Origin of the sequence: Mesorhizobium sp. B3-1-9, from assembly GCF_006439595.1 — a bacterium.
Taxonomy (GTDB): Bacteria; Pseudomonadota; Alphaproteobacteria; order Rhizobiales; family Rhizobiaceae; genus Mesorhizobium.
On the sequence record NZ_VFTJ01000005.1, the window covers coordinates 101,032 to 123,052 of the forward strand.

Consider the following 22,021-nt stretch of genomic DNA (forward strand, 5'->3'; position numbering starts at 1 on the left):
TGCCATCGAGACGCGTGCCAGCATGAACCCTCCGCCCAACATCACCGATCCGCTCGTGCTGTTCATGCCGTCGGGCAAGCGCGGCCGGTTCCCCGTTGGAACGCCCGTGCTCGATGCGGCGCGCCAACTCGGCGTCTATGTCGAAAGCGTATGCGGCGGCCGCGCCACTTGCGGGCGCTGCCAGATCGAGGTGCAGGAAGGCAATTTCGCCAAGCACAAGATCGTCTCGTCCAACGACCACATCTCGCCCAAGGGCGCCAAGGAAGAGCGCTACGAGCGCGTGCGCGGCCTGCCTGAACGGCGCCGCCTCTCCTGCTCGGCGCAGGTCCTCGGCGACCTCGTCATCGACGTGCCGCAGGACACGGTCATCAACGCCCAGACCATCCGAAAGGACGCCGACACCAGGGTGATCGCCCGCGATACGGCGATCCGCATGTGCTATGTCGAGATCGAGGAGCCCGACATGCACAAGCCGCTCGGCGACCTCGACCGGCTCAAGATCGCCCTGATGAAGGACTGGGGCCTCAAGAACCTCGAATTCGATTTCTATCTGCTGCCGCAGGTGCAGGGCATCCTGCGCAAGGGCAACTGGACCGCGACGGCCGCCATCCACAAGGATGCCGACAGCGACATCGCGCGTGTCATCGCGTTGTGGCCCGGCCTCAAGAACGAAGCCTATGGCCTTGCCTGCGACATCGGCTCGACCACCATAGCCATGCATCTGGTGTCGCTGCTGTCGGGCCGAGTCGCGGCATCTTCCGGCACGTCCAATCCGCAGATCCGCTTCGGCGAGGATCTGATGAGCCGCGTCTCTTACGTGATGATGAATCCGGACGGTCGCGAAGGCATGACGGTCGCCGTGCGCGAAGCGGTTTCCGGCCTCGTCGACAAGGTCTGCGCCGAAGGCAATGTCCAGCGCGCCGACATCCTGGATTCCGTCTTCGTCGGCAATCCGATCATGCATCACTTGTTCCTCGGCATCGATCCGACCGAGTTGGGCGGCGCGCCTTTCGCGCTTGCCGTCTCCGGCGCGGTGCGCATCAAGGCCTCCGACATCGGCCTGAAGCTCAACCAGGGCGCCCGCCTCTATATGCTGCCTTGCATTGCCGGCCATGTCGGCGCCGATGCCGCCGCCGTCACCCTGTCGGAAGGCCCGCATCGCCAGGACGAGATGATGCTGATCGTCGACGTCGGCACCAATGCCGAGATCGTGCTCGGCAACTCGACGCGTGTGGTCGCGGCCTCCTCGCCCACCGGCCCGGCCTTCGAGGGCGCGGAAATCTCCGGCGGCCAGCGCGCCGCGCCCGGCGCCATCGAGCGCGTGCGCATCGACCCGGACACGCTTGAACCGAAATATCGCGTCATCGGTTCGGAGTTGTGGTCGGACGAGCCGGGCTTCCTCGACAGCGTGCAGGCGACCGGCGTCACCGGCATCTGCGGCTCCGGCATCATCGAGATCGTGGCGGAAATGTACCTTGCCGGCATCATCTCCGAAGATGGCGTCGTCGACGGATCGCTGGCCGCGCGCTCGCCGCGCATCGTTCCCAACGGCCGCACCTTCTCCTATGTGCTGAAGGAAGGCGAACCCAGGATCACCATCACCCAGAACGACGTGCGCGCCATCCAGCTTGCCAAGGCAGCACTCTATGCCGGCACCAAGCTGTTGATGGAAAAGCAGCACACCGAGCACGTCGACCGCATCCATTTCGCCGGCGCGTTCGGTTCGTTCATCGATCCGAAATACGCCATGGTGCTCGGCCTCATCCCCGACTGCGACCTCGACAAGGTCTCGGCCGTCGGCAACGCCGCCGGCGCCGGCGCGCGCATGGCGCTGCTCAATCGCGGCTACCGTCGCGAGATCGAGGAGACGGTGAGCAGGATCGAGAAGATCGAGACGGCGCTGGAGCCGAAATTCCAGGAGCACTTCGTCTACGCCATGGCGCTGCCGAACAAGGTCGACCCCTTCCCGAAGCTGGCGGCCGCGGTGAAGCTGCCGCCGCGCAAGGCGATGAGCGAGGACGGCACCGCCGGCGACGCTACCCCACGCCGGCGTTCACGCGAGGAGCGCGCGGCACGGCGCGGCCGCGACTAACGTTTCAGCTCATTCGGCGGCCCCTGCGGCCGCGGCAGTGCTTGCCTTCACGGCGCCCTTGGGACGTTGCGGGTGCAGCAGGCCGATCAATGGCTTTTCGACGATCAGATAAAGCACTGCCGAGAGCGCCAGCGTGATGGCCAGGATCGTTGCCGGCTGCAAGACCGCCGGGAGGCCGGCCCTCAAGACGATACCCGTCGCCAGGACGCCGGCCACGACATGCCATAGGTAGATCGAATAGGACGCATCGCCGAGAAAGCTGGGCAAGGCCGCGGGCTTGAACGGCCGCGCCCGCTCGGCAAACACCGCGCCAGCCACGATCAGCGTGGCCGGAAGCCCCCAGCGCAAGGCGCGAGCCATGTCGGCATCGAACAGCGGGCTGGCCGCAAGGAGCAGAAATCCTAAGACAGCCATCGCCAGCGCCACTCCGAGCGGCAGCCTGGCGCCCTGGAGCCACAAGCGCCCCACGACGACGCCGGCCGCGAACTCGAGCACGACAGGATCGGTGAAGGCATGCGCGTATCCCGCGGGCAAGACGAAATGCAGCGCGACGATGGCCACAAGGGCGCCCACGAGAACTCCGAACCGCCAGCGCTCCCCGAGGAACAGGACCAGGGTGAAAACGAGATAGAACATCATCTCATAGCAAAGCGTCCAACCCTGTATGACGATGGGATGCAGCGCCCCCTCCTGCAGGACAGGCAGGAAGAACAGCGAGCCGACGAAATTCGCCATACTGAAGAAATGGCCGTAGAAGAATTGTGGCTTGATCAGGATGCCTGCCGCGGTCAGCAGCGTGACGATCCAGTAGAGAGGCACGATTCGGGTGATCCGGCGACCCATGAAACGCCAAGGATCGGCCGGCCTGCCGGCCGTCGTCACCCACATGATCAAACCGCTGATGACGAAGAAAACGTCGACGCCGGCTGCTCCGACGTGGAACGGACCGCCGAACTGTTCGCTGACGTGAAAGCAAACGACTGCGCAGGCGGCAAGGCCCCGCAGATATTGAATACTGTGGATGCTCGTCACGATGCTCTGGTCCAGATCGCGCTATGCTGCAGTGCATACAGTCGATATCGCATCGCACAATAACAAAGCAGCCGAGCGCTGCTGTCAACCCGCGGATGGCTTCTATCCGGACGGAAGCCGGAATGCCCGCCGGTCCAATTCGTTTGTATGCAAATGTTTCCGGATTCGCGCTATCCGGAAACCGAAACGCTGTTTTCGCGAAATCGATCCGATACATGCGTGAGCGATTTAACCGACATCGAACGGCGGCTGCGGACAATCCTCGGCCGCCGCTGCTCTTCAAGGGAGATGAAAATGTCGATGTACGACAACCTCAGCCGTTTCGGCGTGACCATCAGGCTGGCTCACGCCAGGAACAAGGCGATCCGCGCGCTGAACAGCCTGCCGGCGCATGTCCAGAAGGATATTGGCTGGCCGGCTTCGCCGCCGAGCGACCCGCAGGCAGCCCTTCATGCGCTGCTTCTGGGCACACCGCGCTGATGACCTTCGCCGACAAATGCAAGCTGCTCGGCAAGCGCCGTGGCCGCGACGCGGCCTCGGCGAACGTCGACAACAAATTGCGCGCGGCGCTGCTGTCGAAGCGGCGCTAGAGCAATTCCAGGAAACGTGCGCAGCGGTTAGGCTCGGCAATTCGCCGTAGCCTTCCGCCCGAAATCGCGCAAACAAAGAACTGGCACCATCGGATCACGCCGATGTGCCAGCGTGAATCCTTGACATTTTTAACTGAGGTACAATCTTCGCAGAGCGGGGGGAATTCTCTTAGTCGGCTCTGCCGAAGTGCGTGTATCTGCATGCCCAGTTTGAAAAGCCATCTCGTTTCGTTCGTTCTCAGGCACAGCCGCAAGAAGGCGTTTTCCAGTCCCGAGAACCTGCAGCGCTGGATCGCCTACGCCCGCAAGACAGAGGATTATCATCCGCCGGCCTTGCTCAGGGCACGGCTGGACATCGCCGAGACCGAGATCGACGGCTTTCCCGTCTATGAGATCGCGCCGAAGGCGGGCGAAAGCCGGCGCATCCTCTACATGCATGGCGGCGCCTATGTCTTTCAGATCACCTCCTACCATTGGGGGCTGATCGCCGAAATGGCCGAGCGTCTCGGCTTCGGCATCACCGTGCCGGTCTACCCCATCGCGCCGGAGCACGATTTCCATGACATGTTCGGCATGGTCGGCGACGTCTACCGGCGCATGCTCGAAGAGACTGAGGCGCAAGACATCGTCTTCATGGGCGATTCCGCCGGCGGCAACATGGCCGTCGTGCTGACCATGATAGCCGCCGAGGAGGGCCTGCCGGCACCGTCGCGCCATGTGCTGATCTCGCCCGGTCTCGACGTTTCGCTTGCAAATCCGGAAGTCTTCGAGGCCGAGCGGCAGGATCCGTGGCTGGGTATTGCGGGCGGGCTGGAAGCGGTGCGGCTCTACAGCGCCGGTTTCGATCGCACCGACTGGCACATCAGCCCGCTTTACGGCGACCTGTCCGTGCTGCCTAAGACGCTGCTGCTGACCGGTTCACGCGACATGCTGACACCAGACAATCTCATCTTCGCCGAACGCGCACGCGCTGCCGGTGTCGAGGTCGACCTGGTCTACGAGGAAGGCATGTTCCACGTCTGGCCGTTGATCGAGATGCCCGAGGCGCGCCGCGCGCGCGACAGCATCGTTGCATTCCTCGATAATGTTCCAGCAGCGCGCCAGGCTCGTGCGCGACGCAGGACGAAAGCCGCTTTCGCGGGGCGCCCGGCGCCGGCGGCCGAATAGCTCAGAACTTGCCGGTTTCCCGGAACAGTTCGAACGTCGCGCGGATATGGTCGGCGACGGCCTTCACCGGCGCGCTCGCATCGGGCGCCACCACCATGGCGAGATTGTAGGTGCCGATCTCGGGCATGCCGTCCTTGGCGCCCAGCGAGACCATCTCGTCGCCGAGGAAGGACTTCGGCAGCGGCGCCACTGCAAGGTCGGCCATGATGGCGGCGCGCTGGCCGGCCGTGTGGGCGCTCATATAGGCGATGCGGTAGTTGCGGCCCTCGCGGCCAAGCGCTTCCAACGCCCCTGCCCGCCATGCGCAGCCTTCTTCCCACAGCGACACCGGCAGCGGCTCGCGCAGATGCGCGCAGCCGCCCTTGGCGCCCGCCCACACGATCGGTTCGGTCAAAAGCACCTCGGCGCCGATCGCGCTGGTCTTGTAGGAATTGGTGAGCAGCGTGATGTCGAGCGCGCGGTCGTCCATGCGGCGGCGCAGATTGATGCTCTGGTCGATGGTGACGTCGACGGCGATCGACGGATGCGACTGGGCAAAACGCTTCAGCACATGCGGCAGCACGCGCTCGCCATAATCGTCCGGGGAACCGAGCCGCACCACGCCCACGATGTCGGGGATGATGAATTTCGACACCACCTCGCGGTTGATCGACAAAAGCCGGCGCGCATAGCCGAGCAGCATCTCGCCATCGGTGGTCAGCGTCACCGAACGCGCGTCGCGCGCGAAGACGGAACGGCCGAGGATGTCCTCCAGCTTCTTGATCTGCATGGAGACGGCCGATGGCGTGCGGAACACCGCATTGGCGGCGGTGGTGAAGCTGCCGGTCTCGGCGATCGCCACAAAAGTGCGCAGCACATCGAGGTCAAGCAGCGGCAAAGGATGATTGAGCGGGGCGTTCATGGCAGCTTGCCTTCAATTTTTCTGATGCAATTCATCATTCCATTTCGTTTGATTGAACATCACTCCAGGCGCATAGTCAATTCGATCGATGCAGGATGCTGCCAAAAGCAGCCATCAAACGCCCCTGACACAATCCTGCAGTCGACGTGAAATGAAGCTGAAACAGACCTGGCTTAACGCAGTGACGGGCGCCTCCCTGCCCGCATAGAGGAGAAAGAAATGTCTATCCTGTCATCCATCGGTCGGCTTGCGACCGAATTCAGCGCGGCCCGTGCCCGCTACCAGACCGAACGCGCCATCCATGCGCTGCCGATCGAACTGCAGAAGGATATCGGCTGGCCGGAAGCCGCCGATGCCAAGACCGGCTTGCGCTTCGGCGTCGGAAGTTGGGCCGGAGCGAAGTAATCAAGTGTGTATGGAGTTCTGAAGGCCTGCCGCGTCAGCTCGGCAGGCCTTTTGCTTGTTTTTAGCGCCTTTGTTTGCACTCAAACGACTTTTCCAGCCATGCGATCACAGCATGACGCATATGAACCACCCGCATAGCGGGTTAACACGCCGATTAAACCCTTGTAAATAATAGGAAATCTTGGGCAGCCTGCCAAAAAATGTCGCAAATGATGTCGCTTTTCATATCAAGCGGTTCGTTTTTGCGATTTAGTTTCTGCTGAAGTGAGCCTATATCCACGCCAGCAAACGAGCTGCCCCACTCCATCAAGCGAAGGCGACCCGTCTGAGCAACCCAATGGAGATGACAATGAAGCTTTTTGCCCGCCTGTTTGCCCGCCGCGAAATGAACCTGACCACCGCTTTGGAGCGTCAGCGCCTCGCCAAGACCATGCCCGGCCAGACCGGCGCCGTGGCTGCTGCCCGTCTCGGCTTCATTGCCTGAGACAATCCGGCATACCGAATTCGACGCCGCCCGGCTCCGCCGAGGCGGCGTTTTCATTTGGTCATTTGCCGCTGCCGTCGGTGTCCTCACGCCCTTCGGTTGCATGAATTGCCCATTTGCGACCCGTGTCGCAAATTTAATCTTCACTTAGCCGCCTACCCGATTGACAGGAATGGTTTTTCCTGTTGTCGCTATGCTGTTCGCGACATCCTGTTCGCGTCATGGCTGCGTGAGGTTTCCCCGTGAATGCCGTAAAGCATCCGATCAAGAGATCGTTTGTATTCTTCCTCATTCCCGATTTCACCATGATCGCCTTCGCGACGGCGCTCGATCCGCTGCGCTCGGCCAACCGGATGCTCGGCTACGAAGCCTATCGTTGGCGGCTGGCGAGCATAGACGGCAAGCCGGTGCGCGCCTCGAACGGCGTCGAATGCGCGGTCAACACCTCGCTCGAGGAAGAGCGCAAGAAGATGGCCGGGCCGGATCGGCCGAACATGGCGATCGTCTGCAGCGGCATCAATGTCGAGCGCTACCAGAACAAGTCGGCCTTCGCCTGGCTGCGCGAGGAGTATAATCGCGGCGTCGCCGTCGGCGGCCTCTGCACCGGCGCGCATATCCTGGCCGCCGCCGGCCTGTTGTCCAACAAGCGCTGCGCCATCCATTGGGAGAACCTGCCGGGCTTTTCCGAGGCATTCCCGAAGGCCAACGTCTTTGCCGACCTCTTCGAGGTGGACCAGAACGTCTACACCTGCGCCGGCGGCACCGCCGCGCTCGACATGATGTTGAAGCTGATCGGCGACGATTTCGACGAGAGCCTCGTCAACCGCGTCTGCGAGCAGGTGCTGACCGACCGCGTGCGCAGCCCGACCGACCGCCAGCGCCTGCCGCTGCGCGCCCGCCTCGGCGTCCAGAACTCCAAGGTGCTGACCATCATCGAACTGATGGAGGCCAACCTTTCCGAGCCGCTGTCACTGATCGAGATCGCCGACCATGTCGATCTTTCCCGGCGGCAGATCGAGCGCCTGTTCCGCACCGAGATGGGCCGTTCCCCTGCCCGCTACTATCTGGAAATCCGGCTCGACCGCGCCCGGCACCTGCTGATCCAGTCGTCGATGCCGGTGGTCGAAGTGGCGGTCGCCTGCGGCTTTGTCTCCGCCTCGCATTTCTCCAAATGCTACCGCGAGCTCTACGCCCGTTCGCCCCAGCAGGAGCGCGTCGACCGCAAGCAGTTGCTGGCCGCCTAGTCGATTTTCGCAATTTGTCGTGACATTGTCTGGCGGATATGGTACGTCCGTACTTGGAGATAGCCATGGCCACCCGAACCAATCGATCCGAAAAACTCGACCTGCGCCTTACCGCGGAAGCGAAGCGTATTCTTGCAACCGCAGCTGCGGCCGAGCGTCGTTCGCTAAGTGACTTCGTCCTTGAAAGTGCGCTTGGGCGGGCTGAGGAAACGTTGGCGGACCGGCGCACCTTCTATCTTGATGCGGAGAAATGGGCTGCGTTTCTCTCGGCACTTGATGCACCGACGCAGGACCTTCCGCGCCTCAAGAAACTCCTGAGCGAACCAAGCATCTTTTCCGGCCGCGATCCGGCGTGAACCCGTTTCGCATCGAGAAGTTGGCTCGCGGCCATCCGGTAGAGAAGTTCGATTGCGGCGAACAACCACTCAATCGCTTTCTTGCTCGCTATGCATTTCAAAACCAGCAGGCCAACGCGTCGCAGACATATATTGGCCTCTCAAGCGAGAACGTGATCGGCTTTTATACGCTGGTCGTCGGCGAAGTCGCCTATGACGACGCACCCGATCGTTTGAAAAAGGGCTTGGCTCGCCATCCCGTGCCGATAATGCTGCTGGCGCGTCTCGCGGTCAGCCTGGACTGGCAGGGCAGAGGCGTTGGAGCGGGACTGCTGCGCGATGCAGTCTTACGCAGCTTGCGAGCGGCCGATATCGCGGGCATCCGGGCTATCACGGTTCATGCAAAGGGCGATAACGCTCGTAGCTTTTACGAACGCTACGGATTCATCCAGTCGCCAACTGACCCGCTACACCTTTATGTGCTTATAAAGGACCTGAGGAATCTCTGAGCTTACACGGCGGTCTGCGCCGTCCGCATCGCCTCGACACGGATGTCTTCGGTGAGTTGCGCCTTGAGCGCCGAGAATTCCGGGCTGGTCTTCAGCGTGTAATGGCGCGGATGCGGCAGGTCGACCGGCACGTCCGATTTGATGCGGCCGGGCCGGGCACTCATCACGATCACCCGCGACGCCATGAAAATCGCCTCCTCGATGTCATGGGTGACGAACAGCACCGTCTTCTTGCGCCGCTCCCAGATGCCGAGCAGCAATTCCTGCATCAGCCCGCGCGTCTGGTTGTCTAGCGCGCCGAACGGCTCGTCAAGCAGCAGGATTTCGGGATCGTTGGCCAGCGCCCGCGCGATCGCTGTGCGCTGCTGCATGCCACCCGACAGCTGTTTCGGCCAATGGTTCTCGAAACCCTTCAGCCCGACGAGATCGACATAGGAAGCGACGATCTCGTTGCGTTCGCGCTCGGGCCTGCCTTGCTCGCGCAGGCCGAAGCCGATGTTCTCGGCGACCGTCAGCCAGGGAAACAGCGTATAGGACTGGAACACCATGCCGCGGTCCGGTCCCGGCCTTGTAACCGCCTTGCCGTCGAGCAGCACGCGGCCGGTGCTCGGCGCCTCCAGCCCGGCGACGATTCTGAGCAGGGTAGATTTCCCACAACCGGACGGCCCCAGGATGGTGATGAAGTCATTGGCCGCGACCGCGAGGTCGACCGGCTGCAGCGCCCGCACCGGCTCTCCGCCCCCGACCCCGGCAAAGGTCCGCGAAACGCCTTCGATGAGAAGCTTGCTCACGCCAGGCTCCATGGATAGAGCCAGCGGTTGAGCGCCTTGAAGGCGAAGTCGGACAAAAGCCCGATCAGCCCGATGACGATGATGCCGAAGATGATCTGCCCCGTCGCCAGCCGCGACTGGCTGTTGATGATCATGTAACCAATGCCCGACGACGAGCCGATCAGCTCGGCGACGATCACATAGGTCCAGGCCCAGCCAAGCACCAGCCGCAGCGTCTCGGCGATCTCTGGCGCGTTGGCCGGCACGATGACGCGCTTGACGATGCCGTTGTCGGTCGCGCCAAGCGTATAGGCGGCCTCGACAAGGTCCCGCCTCGTGCTGCCGACCTTGACCGCCACGATCAGAATGATCTGGAACACCGAGCCGACGAAGATAACCAGAAGCTTCTCCAGCTCGCCGATGCCGGCCCACAGGATAAGCAGCGGGATGAAGGCGGACGCCGGCAGGTAGCGGGCGAAGGAGACGAACGGTTCGAGGAAGGCTTCGACCGGTTTCCAGGCGCCCATGGCGATGCCGATCGGCACCGCGACGATGGAGGCCAGCACAAAGCCGCCGAAGACGCGCCAGATGGTGATCAGGATGTCGAGCCAGAAACGATCCTCGACGAGCAGCCGCCAGCCATCCTTCAGCATCGACAGCGGATCGGCGAGGAAGATCCGGTTCACATGGCCGCCAAGCGTGATCCATGCCCAGAAGGCCACGAACAGCACGAAGAAGGCGATGCCGAGCACGGTTCGCGTGCCCGGCGCAACGGGGTGCAAGGGACGCAGCATCAGGCCCTGTCCTTGAAGAGGAAGAACGGCGGCTTGTCGCCGCCGTCGATCGAAAAATGCGCGATCAGTTGGCGACCGCGCTGGTGTCGGCTAGCGTCGACACATCTGGCGCTTCCTTGATCAACCCCATCTGCAGCAGGAGCTCTGCTGCGGTCTTGGAAAAATCCTGGAAATCCTTGGTGAAGAACTGCTTGTTCTCCGCCTTGTCGGCCCATTTCAGGTACTTGGCCGAATCCTCGAACTCCTTGGCCGACTGCTTCACGTCGGCGCCCATGATCTCATAGGATTTCTGCGGGTCCTTCTTGATCATGTCGAGCGCGTCGAAATAGCTGTCGGCGAGCGCCTTGGCTGCGTCAGGATTGGCCTTGAGGAAGTCCGGCGTGCAGCCGACCGTATCCATCACCATCGGGTAGTCGAGCGTGGTCGCCAGGATATGGCCCTGGTCGGCCTTGTCGCGCACGGCGGAGATGAAGGGCTCGTAAGTGACCGCGGCATCGTTCTGGCCGGCGAGAAAGGCCTGCGCCGCCGCATCCGGCTCCAGATTAACCACCGTCACGTCCTTGGTCGACATGCCGTTCTTGTTGAGCACCCAGGCGAGCAGGAAGTAGGGCGAGGTTCCGGGCGCGGACGAGGCGACATTCTTGCCCTTGAGATCGGCGACGGTCTTGATGTCGTTGCGCACGACGATGCCGTCGGCGCCATAGGATTTGTCGAGCTGGAAGATCTGCTTGGTGGTGACGCCGCTGGCGTTCCACACCATCCAGGTCTCGACCGTGGTCGCCGCGCATTGCAGGTCGCCGCTGGCGATGGCCAGCGGGCGGCTCGCCTGCGGCACTTTCTTGAGCGTGACATCGAGCCCGTGCTTTTCGAAAAGCCCGGCCTGCTTTGCCAAGGTCAGCGGCGCGAAGCCGGTCCAGCCGCTGATGCCGATGGTGAGCGACGTAGCGGCCATCGCCGGCGCGCTGAGCACGGCGACCGCCGTCAGCGCCGCCGCGAAGATGGAGGTTCTGTTCATTGTGGTTCCCCTTTTTGTGGTGAGCGCAAATTGTCTCACAGACGCCAAAAGGCTTGTCAATGAAGCAGAAGCCGCACTCGACCTTGGTCCAAGCTGGAGCTTGATCCCGAAAAGTGGATCCGGTTTTCGGAAGAGATCATGCTCCAAAGAGTTAGATCGGGATGACGATTCGTCATTCTGATCTAATGCCGGGCGGCGCGCCTGGAGCCGCTTCTCGATCCGTCACGGCATGCCCCAGCCGCGATTGCGCCACATCTTCTCGCCCGCCATGCAGTCCGCTGCCGGCGCATCGTCGGCGAGCACGACCGGCGGATGCGCGGCCTCTTCCGCCGCCCATCGCGGCGAGGCGGGACCAGCAAGCTCGAGCACCAGCTTGCGGCGGATCGCTTCGGGGAACTGCGTCCAGTCATTGACCGGGATCATGAAAGCGCCCGGTCCGCCGATGACGCAGTCGCTGTAATAGCGGTCGAGATTTTCCACATCGAAGGCGCCGCTGAACCCGCCGCGCGTCATCAGCGGCAAGCCGTTGATGGTGATGCCTTGCTTGACCACCGCGTCGCGCGTGAGGTCGACCGGCGCGCCCTGGTTGTTGGGTCCGTCGCCCGAAACGTCGATGACGCGCTTCGTGCCCTGGAAACCGCTCTCGGCGAACAGGTCGCTGCCGAAGCTCAGCGCGCCGGAGATCGAGGTCCGCCGGGCGCTGTCCGGCGGCCGCGCATTGAGTTGCGCCACCACCTTCTCGGCATCGGCGCGGTTGGCGATCACCGTCCACGGCACGATCACGCGCTGCCAGGTGGTACCCGCCCATTCCACATAGGTGACGGCGATCTTGCCATAGGCGCCGTCGGCGATGGCCTTCAGCACATTCTCATGGGTCAGCGCCGCCGCGTAGCCGTGGCGCTGGATCTCGAGCTCGGCCGGCGACATCGAAAGCGAAACATCGACCGCGAGCACCAGTTCGACATCGACCGGTTCTGCGGGAGAAGCTGGCGGCGTCAGCCAGAGCGCCAGCGCCAGCGCGGCACTGCCTGAAAAGATATGCCTTGCGCGGGCATAAGCAGACATGAAGCAAGGTTAGGCGAAAATCGCCGCGCGCAAAAGCCGGGAATCCGGGGCATCGGATTCTGCCGGCGGCGGAACCTTCCTAAAAATACCGCGCGAGGTTCGAACGGATGCGCTCCAGCACCGTATCGCCGGAAAGGTCGGGCGCGAATTTCGCGCCGGTGATCGCCTCGTAGGCCTGGATATAGACCGCCGAGGCCTGGTTGACGATCTCGTCCGGAATGTTGGGGATCGGATCCTTGTAGGGATCGCAACGCGCCGACACCCATGACCGGATGAAATCCTTGTCGAAACTCTGCGGCCGCCCGCGGCCTTCGAACGCCTCGTCGTAGCTCGCCGCGATCCAGTAGCGGCTGCTGTCGGGCGTGTGGATTTCGTCCGCAAGCACGATGGCGCCGTCCGGCGCCGTGCCGAACTCATATTTGGTATCGGCCAGGATCAGGCCGCGTTCGGCCGCGCGCTGCTGGCCGCGAGCGAACAGCTGCAGCGCATAGCGCGATACGGTGTCCCACTGCGCCTGCGTCAGCAGCCGCTCTGCGATGATCTCGGCTTCCGATAACGGCTCGTCATGGCCGCCATGGGCGGCCTTGCTGGTCGGCGTGATGATCGCTTCCGGCAATTTTTCGTTGTCGCGCAGCCCGTCCGGAAAACTGTGGCCGTAGAAGCTCCGCTCGCCCTTTCTGTACTTGGTCAGGATCGAGGTGCTGGTGGCTCCCGCCAGATAGCCGCGCACCACGATCTCGACCGGCAGCATGTCGAGCCGCGTGCCGACGACGACGTTGGGGTCGGGATATTCCAGCACATGGTTGGGACAGATGTCGGCGGTTTCCTCGAACCAGTAGCGCGCCGTCTGGGTGAGCACTTCTCCCTTGAACGGGATCGAGGCCAGGATCGTGTCGAATGCGCTCAGACGATCGGTGGCGATGATGATGCGGCGCCCGTCCGGCAGATCGTAGTTTTCGCGCACCTTGCCATTGTAGCGGTTGGGCAGCTCGGGAATGAAGGCGTCGGACAGGATGCGCATGGGCGTGTTGCTTTCGCGGGCTTCTGATGCGGCCACATAAGCCGCTGGCCCCTTGCACATCAAGCCGGATGCTGCGGAGCGGGCTTCTTATTGCCGGCAGCGCGAAACGCTCTCCAGTTCGGCCTGAAAGACGGCGGAATCCAGATCAGGATACCGGCTGTGGCCGCGGGCACAATGACCGCAAAACGCAGGATCGAAAGCACGACGCCGCAGAAGCCGACGATCCGCGTGGCGGTCTCCGCGCCGAAGCGCGGCGCGAGCAGATGCCTGGCGATCGCGCCACCATCGAGCGGATAGGCCGGAAGGAGGTTGAGAATGGCCAGAACCGCGTTCACCAGGGCGCCAAGCCAAAGCGTCCACTCAAGAAGCGTGTCCGGTCTCGGCGGCGGCCAATTGAAAAGACCGTCTGGCTCGGCCGGCAACAAGGGCCGGGCAAAAAGGCAATAGGCAGCGGCAAGGCCCGCCGCCAGGACGATGTTCACCAGCGGCCCGGCGAAGGAGATCCACGCCCAGCCGTAAGGCGAAGCCGCGCCGGGCTTGAACCAGGCGATCCCGCCGAAGAGGTACAGATCTATCCGTTGGGTGCCGATGCCTTGTCGCCGCGCTGCCCAGACATGGGCGAGTTCATGCAGAAACACCGACAGGAACAGCAGCGCGGCAAAGATGACCGTATGAGTCAGCGCGCTGCTGGGATGCCTCGACCATTCATGCAGGAACGGCAAGGCGGCGGGAATGGCAAAGGTCCAGCTGACACGAACGGGAATGTTCCCCTTAATCGTGAAGACGAATGCGTTGTTCTTCCTGTCCCAGCCGAACCGTTGCAAGCTTGCCTACTCCGCCCGGCGCAACGCTATGCGAGAATGCCGGCATACAAAAGAGAAAAGCCCGGTCGAAGCCGGGCTTTCGCATCCGTGCTTCAACGTCCACGATCTCAACTGCGCGGCTTGAGGTTCTCCGGGTCGTAGAGCGGTTTGTAGCCGACGCCAGCGACCTCGACCGGATAGGTCTCACCAAAATACTCGACCTGCAGCTTGCGGCCCTCCTGGGCGAAAGCCCAGGGCAGGTAAGCGAGTGCGATGTTCTTGCCGATCGTCGGGCCGTAGGCGACCGAGGTGGTGAAGGAGCGGCGGCCGAGCTCGTCGACCAGCGTCTCGCCGGTCGCAGGATCCTGCACCGGCATGATGCCGACCGGATAGCGCGCAACGCCCTTGGCGTCCTTGTTCTCGGTCATCACCAGCGTGCACAGCATCGCCGGCTGGTGCTCGCGGGCGCGATACTCCAGGTGCTTGGCCTTGCCGCAGAAGTCGTTCTCCTTGACCTTCGGGCGGGCAAGGTCGGCCTCGAGCAAATTGTACTCGGTGAGCAGATCGGCGTTCTGCAGCCTGAGGCTCTTTTCCATGCGGCGCGTGTTGGCGTAGGTCTCGACGCCGAAAGGCATGACGCCGGTCGAGCGCAGCGCGTCCCAGACGGCGAGACCATCCTCGTAGCGCATATGCAGTTCCCAGCCCTGCTCGCCGACATAGGAAATGCGGAAGGCGGTGACGTCCTTGCCGCCGATCCTGATCGGCTTGATCGCCGCGAACGGGAAATTCTCGAGCGAGAGGCCGTCCGGATTCTCGACCACCTTCTGCAGGGTCGCCCGTGCGTTCGGCCCCCAGATGCCGATGGTGACGTATTTTTCCGTCACGTCGGTGACGGTGGCGTCGAAGCCTTTGTCCTGCGCGGTGCGCTGCATGTAGCGGAAGTCGCGCGGACCGGCATCGGCGCCGTCGATCACCCGGCAGCGGTCCGCCATGCGGATGACCGTGAAGTCCGCGCGCACCATGCCTTCCTCGTCGAGGAAGTGCGTGTAGATGCCCTTGCCGATATTGTTGTCGCCGCCGATCTTGGCCGCGCACAGCCATTCCAGCAACGCGACATGGTCAGGCCCCTCGACGTCGTACATGGAAAAATGCGACAGGTTGACGATGCCGCAATCCTCGCTCATCGCCAGATGCTCGGCATTGGAGACGCGCCAGAAATGGCGGTTGTCCCACTCGTTCTCGCGCACGGGAACCCGGTTGGCGTACTTTTCCAGGAGATGCTCGTTGGCAGCGTAGCCATGCGCGCGCTCCCAGCCGCCCAGTTCCATGAAATAGCCGCCGAGCTCCTTCTCGCGCTCCCAGAACGGCGAGCGGCGGATGTTGCGGCCCTTGGAGAAGGGTTCGCGCGGATGCACCGCCGGATTGTAGACCTTCATCGCCGTCTCGGTGCAGCGATCCCAGATGAACTGTTCCTGCGTCTGGTGCGGATAGAAGCGCGAATAGTCGATCGCATGATGGTCGACCTCGGTCCTGCCGTCGGTCATCCAGTCGGCGATCAGCTTGCCCATGCCCGGGCCGTCCTTGACCCAGATGGCGACGGCGTACCACAGGCCCCTCACCTTCTGGCTTTCGCCCATCGACGGGCCGCCATCGGTGGTCACCTGCAGCAACCCGTTGAAGGAATGGCCTTCATTGTAACCCAATTCGCCGAGGATCGGCGTCAGTTCCATGGCGCGCTCCAGCGGCGCCATGATCTGCTCCATGTCGAGGTCGCGCTGCGACGGCGACAGCCGCGCCTGGTCCTTTTCGAGAAGGTCGCGCGGGTGGCACAGACGCGGATTGGTTTCCTCGTAATAACCCCACTCGATCTGGCCGCCCTCGGCGGTCTTCGGATCGCCGGTGTCGCGCATATAGGCCGAGTTGCCCTGGTCGCGCAGCAGTGGCCAGCCGATCTCCTTGCCGGTTCCGGCGAACTCGTTGTAGGGGCCGAAGAAGGTGAGCGGATGGTCGATCGGCATCACCGGCAGGTCCTCGCCGACCAGCGCGGCGGTGAGCCGGCCCCAGATGCCGGTGCAGACCACCACGTAATCGGCCTCGATCGTGCCGCGCTCGGTCACCACGCCCTTGATGCGGCCGTTCTCGACGATCAGCGACTTGGCCGAAGTGTTCGCGAAAGCCTGAAGCTTGCCGGAACCGACGCCCTGATCGACAAGCTTGCCGGCGACCGTCTGCGAGCGCGGGATGACGAGACCGGCATCCGGGTCCCACAGGCCGCCCTGCACCAGATGCTCCTCGATCAGCGGGAATTTTTCCTTGATCTCGGCCGGCTCGATCAGCCGCGCGCGGGTGCCGAAGGATTTGGCCGAGGCGATCTTGCGCTTGATCTCGTCCATGCGGGCATCGTCGCCGACGCGCGCTACTTCGAGGCCGCCGACGCGCGCGTAGTGGCCCATCTTCTCGTAGAAATCGATGGAATAGAGCGTCGTCCAGCACGAGAGGAAATCGTGGCTGGTCGTGTAGCAGAAGTCCGAGGCGTGCGCTGTCGAGCCGATATCGGTCGGGATGCCCGACTTGTCGATGCCGACGATGTCGTCCCAGCCGCGCTCGATCAGGTGATGTGCGACCGATGCGCCGACAATACCGCCCAAACCGACGATGACGACCTTCGCCTTTTTCGGAAACTCTGCCATTGCCCGCGACTCCAAAGGTATAGACGGGCGCGTTTGCGCGCCCTTCGAATGGCGCACAATATGCAGAGGACGCGGATTGAGCTACCGCCTGTTTGCGACACGTCGCAGGTGCGGCGCGACCCTGCGCGCCGGCGGGCCGTCATCGGCAATTTTCGTTCAGGCGAAGGCCCAGATGTCCTCGGCCTGGAAGCCGACCTGGTAGCCGGCGGTCTTCAGCTTGACCACGACCTGGCCGATCTCGGCCGCCGGCAGCGCGCCGATCTCGACCTTGACCATGCCGGGGCGGTAGCGTTTGAGGTCGAGCTGCTCGAACACCATCCAGTCGGCGCCTTCGCAGTCGACCAGGAAGGCGTCGATGTGGGTGATGCCGTTGCGGTCGAGCAGCGTCTGCAACGTCTCCGACGGCACCTCGATATCCTTCAGATGCGGCGCGAACTTGTTGAAGTTGGCATCCGCCTCGCCCCAGGCGTTCTTGCCCGACATCAGATTGGTGTCGGTGACCGACGAGCAGCCGATGAACTCGATCGGCAGCGTGCCGGCCTCGAGCGCGGCGGCATCGAAAGTGTGCACGGTGATCGTGCCCTTGGTCCTCGTCACCGCAACCGGCTCGATGACGAAGCGTTCGGCATCCGGGTAATTGGCGCGCAGCCGCTTCTGGTTATACGGGATCGGTTCCACCAGCATGGCGCGGGCGCCGCGAATGCGGTGCAGCCACGGCGTCACGTCGTCGAACAGCGCGCCGTCGCAGGCGCCGACATTGACCATCTGGAACGGCCGGCCGACGAAGCGGGCCTGCAACGCCGCCTTGGCGAGAAATTTCGTGCCGTGGAGCGAGGGGCTGCGGTCGAGAAGTCCGGCGGGCAGGCCGAGCGACAGGAAGATGCGCGCCAGGTTGGAAAGCGAGCTCATGACTTGTCTCCGGAAATGACCTGCGGCGCGGCGTGGCGGCCGCTTTGGCTTGCCGATGCCCACAGCGCCATGAGCGGCGCGACAAGCAGGAGGAAGGGCGGCAGAAGGTTGGGGAAATAGATGCGGGTGTCGTGGATCGGGAAGACGGCGAACTTCGCCAGCACGCCAAGCACCAGCGCCGCCAGCAGGATGCCGGCGCGGCGGTCGAGCCGGAAGCCGGCACGCTCGAGCCCGAACCAGCCAGCCAGCGCCAGCACCGAAACGCCGACCCAGTTGTTGACGCTGACGGCGCGCACCACCGACGCCGCGAAGGCCTTCAGATAAGCGGCCACCGAGAGCGGCGGCTCGAACCCGTCCATGTTATAGTGCTGCTCGATGCTGGAAAACCAAAGATGCGGCCACCAGCCGGGATGCTGGGCCCAGTGCGAAATGGCGAAATAGGCGGCGAAGGAGGCGGCAAAGCCGGCTAACGCGCCCCACGCCCTCTCGCGGAAAGCGACGAGCAGCACCGCGAAAATGGCAAGGAAGACGATGTTGTCGGGCCTGGCCATGAACGCCAGGAAAAGCAGGACCGCCGTCGCCGCCTCGCGCTTGCGCATATAGGCGAAGAGCCCGCCGAGGAACAGTGCCGAGCAAAACAGGTCCGGCGTCGAAGCGCGTGCCGCGTCGCCGAAATCGGCCATGATCAGGATCGCGCCGACCACGGGCGCCAGCGCCAGCGCGCCTTGCGCTCGCAGCCAGACGAGCGTGACGGCGCCGAACAGCAGCACAGAGAAGACCTGAACCAGCCGCATCGCCTCGACCGGCGACACGACATGGCTGAGACCGGACAGTATCTCGGCATAGAGGAACTTGATGCGGTACATGCCGAGCAGCGAATGGAAGTCGGCGGCGTTCTCCGTCATGTGGCTGCGGAAGCCGCCGCCATCGTCGGTCAGCGTCTTGTAATCGCCTGCCGATACGCCCGCCTTGACCGTGCTATAGGCATAGTCATGCAGCGCCTGCGGATTGGGATAGGCGCCCTCCTCGGCGATCGCCAGATAAGGCAGCATGTCCCAGTTGGCATCGGGCATGAACCAGGCGGTCGCGGCGGTCAGCAGTATATAGAGCGAGAAGGCGATCGCGCCGATCGATGCCGCCCATTTCGCGTAAGCCCCCTCGCCCCACGCCAGGCCGGCGCCGGTTAGCCATTCCAGCGGATTGGTCGGAGCGGACGGCTTGGTCAGCATGCTCAGCGGCCTCTATTTGCCGACCTGGCTTTTCACGAAATCCTTCACGATCGCCACGATGCCGCGCGACAACAGGCTGTCGAAAGCATCGACGAAGCGGTCGACATGCTCGGGCTGGCAGATCAGCGGCGGCTCGAGCCGGATGACGTTGCGGTTGTATTCGGTGAAGGCGACGAGCACGTCGTAGTCGCGCAACAAAAGCGAACCGACGAAGCCCGACAGCGAGCCCTTCAGCTTGTCGTCGAGCACGCTCACCACCGGGCGCAGCACCATCGGCAGGGTCTGCGAGAAATCGTGGAACTCGAGCCCGATCATGAAACCCTTGCCGCGCACGTCCTTGATGATCTTGGGGTATTTCTCCTTGAGCGCCCGCAACCGCTGCAGAAGGTACTCGCCCGTCGACGCAGCATTGTCGATCAGGCCTTCGTCATAAAGCACGTTGATGCCCTCGATCGCGGTGACGCAGGCCTCGCCCATGCCGCCGAACGTCGCCATGGCATGGATCATCGCCGTCTTCGGCGTGCCATAGGCCTTCATGTAGACGTCGCGCTTGGCGATCATGGCGCCGACCGCCGCCTTGCCGGCGCCCAGCGATTTCGCCAGCGCCGTCACGTCCGGCACCACGCCGTAATGCTCGAAGGCATAGAAGCGGCCCGAGCGGCCATAACCGCACTGCACTTCGTCGGCGACCCACAGCACGCCGTGTCGGTCGCAAAGCGCGCGCAGCCTCTGCCAGTATTCTGACGGAGCCTGGATGATGCCGCCGCCGCCCTGGATGGTTTCGAGCACGATGACGCCGATCTCGGGATCGCTCTTGAACAGGCGCTCGACGGCGTCGATGTCGGCAAAGGGAACGCGCACGACATTGTCCGCCACCTTGAAGTCGGCGCGGTAGAGCTGGCCGTCGGTGATCGCCAGCACGCCCTTCGTCTTGCCGTGGAAGGAATTCTCGGCATAGACCACCTTCGGCCGCTTAGGGCCGGCGGAGCGCTCGGCGAGCTTCACCGCCGCTTCCATCACTTCCGAGCCGGAGGAGCCAAGGAACACCATGTCGAGCTCGCCCGGCGAGCACTTGGCGATGTTGTGCGCCAGCGCCCCCGCATATTGCGACATGAAGGCGATGGCTATTTCCTGGCGCTTCTCCTCCTGGAACTTTTTCCGCGCTTCCAGAATGCGCGGATGGTTGTGGCCGAAGGCGAGCGAGCCGAAGCCACCGAAGAAGTCGAGGATCTTGCGGCCGTTCTGGTCGATGTAGAACATGCCCTCGGCGCGCTCGATCTTGATCTTGTGGAAGCCGAGCAGCTTCATGAAATGCAGCTGTCCGGGATTGAGATGCGCCTTGAACAGGTCGGTGATGCGGGCGACATCCAGCGCCTTGGCCTGCTCGACGCTGATCAGGTCGGGCTTGGCGATGGTCGCTGGTGATAGCGCCGGCGCATCGACCAGCTTGCGCGTTCCGGTATGTTCCGGCTTGGCCATGACGGTCATCTGAAAAATCTCCCTTCGTCGCCTTATTCGGCGGGAACGTGTCTGGTGGCGACGGCGTGGCCGTCCTGCTTGGCGCGATATTCGCTGTAGGCGGCGATCAGCATGTCCTCGTCGCGATATTGCGGCACCCAGCCGAGCTGGCGCTCGGCCTTGGACACGTCGAGCACGCATTCCTCGTCGGCGATCAGATACTGTTCCGGATCCATGATCGGCATATTCAATAGGTCGAGCAGGTCGAGCGTGCGCTTGACCGCCCAGCCAGGCGTCGGCAACAGGATCGATCTCGAGCCGGCATGGCGGATCAGGTCGCCGAGCAGTTTTTTGACTGGTGGCGGACTGAGCGAGCCGAGATTGTAGGCCTCGTTCGGCACGCCGGCCTTCCAGGCCGCGCGGGCGGCTTCCGCGCAGTCGAACACCGAGATGAACTGGTAAGGATTCCTGCCCGAGCCGATCATCGGCACAGGCAGGTTCCAGTCGATCAGCTTGAACAGCTTTTCCAGGATGCCGAGGCGTCCAGGGCCGATGATCAGGCGCGGCCTGAACAGCGAGATCGACATGCCGCGCTTGCGCCATTCGCCGGCAAGTTCCTCGGTCTTCAGCTTCGACAGACCGTACTCGCCGAGCGGCGAGACCGGATGGTCCTCGGTCATCGGCAGCACCACCGTGTGGCCGTAGATCATGTCGGTCGTGTAGTGGACGAGCTTCGAGGCGCCGGCCTTGTCCATCGCCTGCATGATGTGCTCGGTGCCGTGGAAATTCACCGGGAAGAAGAAATCATGCCGCTTGGCGCGCACCTGGATCGGCGACAGCATCTTGGCCGACAGATTGTAGACCACGTCGTCGGCCTTGAGCCCGACCGCCGCGACCGAGGCCGGATCGGTGACGTCGCATGTGATGAAGCGCACCGAGCGGTAATGCGGCAGGTCGCTCTTGACGATGTCGGCGACGACGACGGTCTCGCCGTCCGCGACAAGCTTTGGGGCAAGGTGACGGCCGACGAAGCCGTCGCCGCCGAAAATCACATGTCTCATCGAACGATCTCGCTTGCTTGGGTTCTGTCAGGCGCGATGGAAGCCGTCCGGTCCTCATGGCCTCGGCCACTTTGCGCGATCAGTATCGTGCCGACGCAGATGCAGGCGATGCCGGCGATGCGCCAGCCGTTGAGGTCCTCGCGGAAGACGAAATAGGCAAAGATCGCCACGGCGACATAGGCGAGGCTGAGGAACGGATAGGCGAAGCTGAGCTCGACCTTGGACAGCACATAAAGATGCGATGCCATCGAGATGACGAAGGTGCAGAGGCCCAGGAACACCCAGGGGCTGAACACGATCTGCAGGAGCTTGACGAGCGGATTGGCGCCTTCGAAGGAGATCGGGCCTATCGACATCATGCCCTGCTTCAGCATCAGCTGCGCCGCGGCATTGGTCATGACCGTGAAGAGTATGAAGATTATGTATTTCATTGTTGCCACCTGCCCC

At 63.2% G+C, this 22,021-nt stretch carries 22 protein-coding genes; 8 read left to right on the top strand and 14 right to left on the bottom strand.

Annotated elements, in window-relative coordinates; translation table 11 throughout:
* Positions 1–22 precede the first annotated feature (22 nt).
* On the top strand, positions 23–2,092 hold the full coding sequence (locus FJW07_RS10985; RefSeq protein ID WP_140856355.1) for an ASKHA domain-containing protein: 2,070 nt from the start codon (positions 23–25) through the stop codon (positions 2,090–2,092).
* A 9-nt stretch (positions 2,093–2,101) separates the two neighbouring features.
* Here FJW07_RS10985 and FJW07_RS10990 read toward each other — a convergent pair whose 3' ends face one another.
* Positions 2,102–3,124 (bottom strand): acyltransferase, encoded by a 1,023-nt coding sequence (locus FJW07_RS10990; RefSeq protein WP_246680735.1) that lies wholly within the window; start codon positions 3,122–3,124, stop codon positions 2,102–2,104.
* Between the two features lie 294 nt (positions 3,125–3,418).
* On the opposite strand from FJW07_RS10990, the gene FJW07_RS31710 reads away from it, so the two are divergent.
* On the top strand, positions 3,419–3,604 hold the full coding sequence (locus FJW07_RS31710) for a hypothetical protein (RefSeq protein ID WP_181166902.1): 186 nt from the start codon (positions 3,419–3,421) through the stop codon (positions 3,602–3,604).
* A gap of 311 nt (positions 3,605–3,915) precedes the next feature.
* Positions 3,916–4,881: an alpha/beta hydrolase gene (locus FJW07_RS11000; RefSeq protein WP_140784766.1), complete on the top strand. Its 966-nt coding sequence runs from the start codon at positions 3,916–3,918 to the stop codon at positions 4,879–4,881.
* A gap of 1 nt (position 4,882) precedes the next feature.
* Here FJW07_RS11000 and FJW07_RS11005 read toward each other — a convergent pair whose 3' ends face one another.
* Positions 4,883–5,782 (bottom strand): LysR substrate-binding domain-containing protein, encoded by a 900-nt coding sequence (locus FJW07_RS11005; protein WP_040981895.1) that lies wholly within the window; start codon positions 5,780–5,782, stop codon positions 4,883–4,885.
* Between the two features lie 219 nt (positions 5,783–6,001).
* On the opposite strand from FJW07_RS11005, the gene FJW07_RS11010 reads away from it, so the two are divergent.
* From FJW07_RS11010 to FJW07_RS11030, 5 genes are all read left to right on the top strand, one after another.
* Positions 6,002–6,187, top strand: coding sequence for a hypothetical protein (locus tag FJW07_RS11010; protein WP_140646602.1), 186 nt, complete (start codon positions 6,002–6,004; stop codon positions 6,185–6,187).
* A 349-nt stretch (positions 6,188–6,536) separates the two neighbouring features.
* A complete protein-coding gene (locus tag FJW07_RS32270) occupies positions 6,537–6,671 on the top strand; it encodes a hypothetical protein (RefSeq protein ID WP_112099240.1) in 135 nt (44 codons plus the stop codon).
* A 305-nt stretch (positions 6,672–6,976) separates the two neighbouring features.
* Positions 6,977–7,915 (top strand): GlxA family transcriptional regulator, encoded by a 939-nt coding sequence (locus FJW07_RS11020; RefSeq protein WP_348639758.1) that lies wholly within the window; start codon positions 6,977–6,979, stop codon positions 7,913–7,915.
* A gap of 65 nt (positions 7,916–7,980) precedes the next feature.
* Positions 7,981–8,271 (top strand): DUF1778 domain-containing protein, encoded by a 291-nt coding sequence (locus FJW07_RS11025; RefSeq protein ID WP_140705583.1) that lies wholly within the window; start codon positions 7,981–7,983, stop codon positions 8,269–8,271.
* On the top strand, positions 8,268–8,759 hold the full coding sequence (locus tag FJW07_RS11030) for a GNAT family N-acetyltransferase (RefSeq protein ID WP_140705585.1): 492 nt from the start codon (positions 8,268–8,270) through the stop codon (positions 8,757–8,759). Before FJW07_RS11025 ends, FJW07_RS11030 begins: the two co-directional genes overlap by 4 nt.
* 2 nt (positions 8,760–8,761) lie before the next feature.
* Here FJW07_RS11030 and FJW07_RS11035 read toward each other — a convergent pair whose 3' ends face one another.
* The 12 genes from FJW07_RS11035 to FJW07_RS11090 form a co-directional block, all read right to left on the bottom strand.
* A complete protein-coding gene (locus tag FJW07_RS11035; RefSeq protein WP_140856359.1) occupies positions 8,762–9,550 on the bottom strand; it encodes an ABC transporter ATP-binding protein in 789 nt (262 codons plus the stop codon).
* Positions 9,547–10,323, bottom strand: a complete 777-nt coding sequence (locus FJW07_RS11040; protein WP_181182611.1) for an ABC transporter permease — start codon at positions 10,321–10,323, stop codon at positions 9,547–9,549. Before FJW07_RS11040 ends, FJW07_RS11035 begins: the two co-directional genes overlap by 4 nt.
* 64 nt (positions 10,324–10,387) lie before the next feature.
* On the bottom strand, positions 10,388–11,338 hold the full coding sequence (locus tag FJW07_RS11045) for an ABC transporter substrate-binding protein (protein ID WP_140856361.1): 951 nt from the start codon (positions 11,336–11,338) through the stop codon (positions 10,388–10,390).
* Positions 11,339–11,560: 222 nt separating this feature from the next.
* Positions 11,561–12,403, bottom strand: coding sequence for a DUF1194 domain-containing protein (locus FJW07_RS11050; protein ID WP_140856363.1), 843 nt, complete (start codon positions 12,401–12,403; stop codon positions 11,561–11,563).
* A gap of 79 nt (positions 12,404–12,482) precedes the next feature.
* Positions 12,483–13,424, bottom strand: a complete 942-nt coding sequence (locus FJW07_RS11055) for a phosphoribosylaminoimidazolesuccinocarboxamide synthase (protein WP_140856365.1) — start codon at positions 13,422–13,424, stop codon at positions 12,483–12,485.
* 59 nt (positions 13,425–13,483) lie between these two features.
* Positions 13,484–14,248, bottom strand: coding sequence for a site-2 protease family protein (locus FJW07_RS11060; protein ID WP_140856367.1), 765 nt, complete (start codon positions 14,246–14,248; stop codon positions 13,484–13,486).
* A gap of 107 nt (positions 14,249–14,355) precedes the next feature.
* The gene (locus FJW07_RS11065) at positions 14,356–16,917 is read right to left on the bottom strand and encodes an FAD-dependent oxidoreductase (RefSeq protein ID WP_140856369.1); all 2,562 of its coding nucleotides are present in this window, start codon (positions 16,915–16,917) and stop codon (positions 14,356–14,358) included.
* Between the two features lie 156 nt (positions 16,918–17,073).
* A complete protein-coding gene (locus FJW07_RS11070) occupies positions 17,074–17,826 on the bottom strand; it encodes an FkbM family methyltransferase (RefSeq protein ID WP_140856371.1) in 753 nt (250 codons plus the stop codon).
* Positions 17,823–19,055 (bottom strand): hypothetical protein, encoded by a 1,233-nt coding sequence (locus tag FJW07_RS11075; RefSeq protein WP_140856373.1) that lies wholly within the window; start codon positions 19,053–19,055, stop codon positions 17,823–17,825. The genes FJW07_RS11070 and FJW07_RS11075 overlap by 4 nt, the downstream gene beginning before the upstream one ends.
* 12 nt (positions 19,056–19,067) lie before the next feature.
* Entirely contained in the window at positions 19,068–20,543 is a 1,476-nt protein-coding gene (locus FJW07_RS11080) for an aspartate aminotransferase family protein (protein WP_140856375.1), read from the bottom strand.
* A 23-nt stretch (positions 20,544–20,566) separates the two neighbouring features.
* Entirely contained in the window at positions 20,567–21,574 is a 1,008-nt protein-coding gene (locus FJW07_RS11085; RefSeq protein WP_140856377.1) for an NAD(P)-dependent oxidoreductase, read from the bottom strand.
* On the bottom strand, positions 21,571–22,005 hold the full coding sequence (locus tag FJW07_RS11090; protein WP_140856379.1) for an EamA family transporter: 435 nt from the start codon (positions 22,003–22,005) through the stop codon (positions 21,571–21,573). The genes FJW07_RS11085 and FJW07_RS11090 overlap by 4 nt, the downstream gene beginning before the upstream one ends.
* Positions 22,006–22,021 lie beyond the last annotated feature (16 nt).

Bases quoted from the DNA above. Each gene is read 5' to 3' on its own strand.
- FJW07_RS11040 (WP_181182611.1), bottom strand. From the start codon at position 10,323: ATGCTGCGTCCCTTGCACCCCGTTGCGCCGGGCACGCGAACCGTGCTC.
- FJW07_RS11020 (WP_348639758.1), top strand. From the start codon at position 6,977: ATGATCGCCTTCGCGACGGCGCTCGATCCGCTGCGCTCGGCCAACCGG.
- FJW07_RS31710 (WP_181166902.1), top strand. From the start codon at position 3,419: ATGTCGATGTACGACAACCTCAGCCGTTTCGGCGTGACCATCAGGCTG.
- FJW07_RS11000 (WP_140784766.1), top strand. From the start codon at position 3,916: ATGCCCAGTTTGAAAAGCCATCTCGTTTCGTTCGTTCTCAGGCACAGC.
- FJW07_RS10985 (WP_140856355.1), top strand. From the start codon at position 23: ATGAACCCTCCGCCCAACATCACCGATCCGCTCGTGCTGTTCATGCCG.
- FJW07_RS11055 (WP_140856365.1), bottom strand. From the start codon at position 13,424: ATGCGCATCCTGTCCGACGCCTTCATTCCCGAGCTGCCCAACCGCTAC.
- FJW07_RS11070 (WP_140856371.1), bottom strand. From the start codon at position 17,826: ATGAGCTCGCTTTCCAACCTGGCGCGCATCTTCCTGTCGCTCGGCCTG.
- FJW07_RS11010 (WP_140646602.1), top strand. From the start codon at position 6,002: ATGTCTATCCTGTCATCCATCGGTCGGCTTGCGACCGAATTCAGCGCG.
- FJW07_RS11050 (WP_140856363.1), bottom strand. From the start codon at position 12,403: ATGTCTGCTTATGCCCGCGCAAGGCATATCTTTTCAGGCAGTGCCGCG.
- FJW07_RS11025 (WP_140705583.1), top strand. From the start codon at position 7,981: ATGGCCACCCGAACCAATCGATCCGAAAAACTCGACCTGCGCCTTACC.
- FJW07_RS11080 (WP_140856375.1), bottom strand. From the start codon at position 20,543: ATGACCGTCATGGCCAAGCCGGAACATACCGGAACGCGCAAGCTGGTC.
- FJW07_RS11090 (WP_140856379.1), bottom strand. From the start codon at position 22,005: ATGAAATACATAATCTTCATACTCTTCACGGTCATGACCAATGCCGCG.
- FJW07_RS32270 (WP_112099240.1), top strand. From the start codon at position 6,537: ATGAAGCTTTTTGCCCGCCTGTTTGCCCGCCGCGAAATGAACCTGACC.
- FJW07_RS11005 (WP_040981895.1), bottom strand. From the start codon at position 5,782: ATGAACGCCCCGCTCAATCATCCTTTGCCGCTGCTTGACCTCGATGTG.
- FJW07_RS11065 (WP_140856369.1), bottom strand. From the start codon at position 16,917: ATGGCAGAGTTTCCGAAAAAGGCGAAGGTCGTCATCGTCGGTTTGGGC.
- FJW07_RS11045 (WP_140856361.1), bottom strand. From the start codon at position 11,338: ATGAACAGAACCTCCATCTTCGCGGCGGCGCTGACGGCGGTCGCCGTG.
- FJW07_RS11085 (WP_140856377.1), bottom strand. From the start codon at position 21,574: ATGAGACATGTGATTTTCGGCGGCGACGGCTTCGTCGGCCGTCACCTT.
- FJW07_RS11075 (WP_140856373.1), bottom strand. From the start codon at position 19,055: ATGCTGACCAAGCCGTCCGCTCCGACCAATCCGCTGGAATGGCTAACC.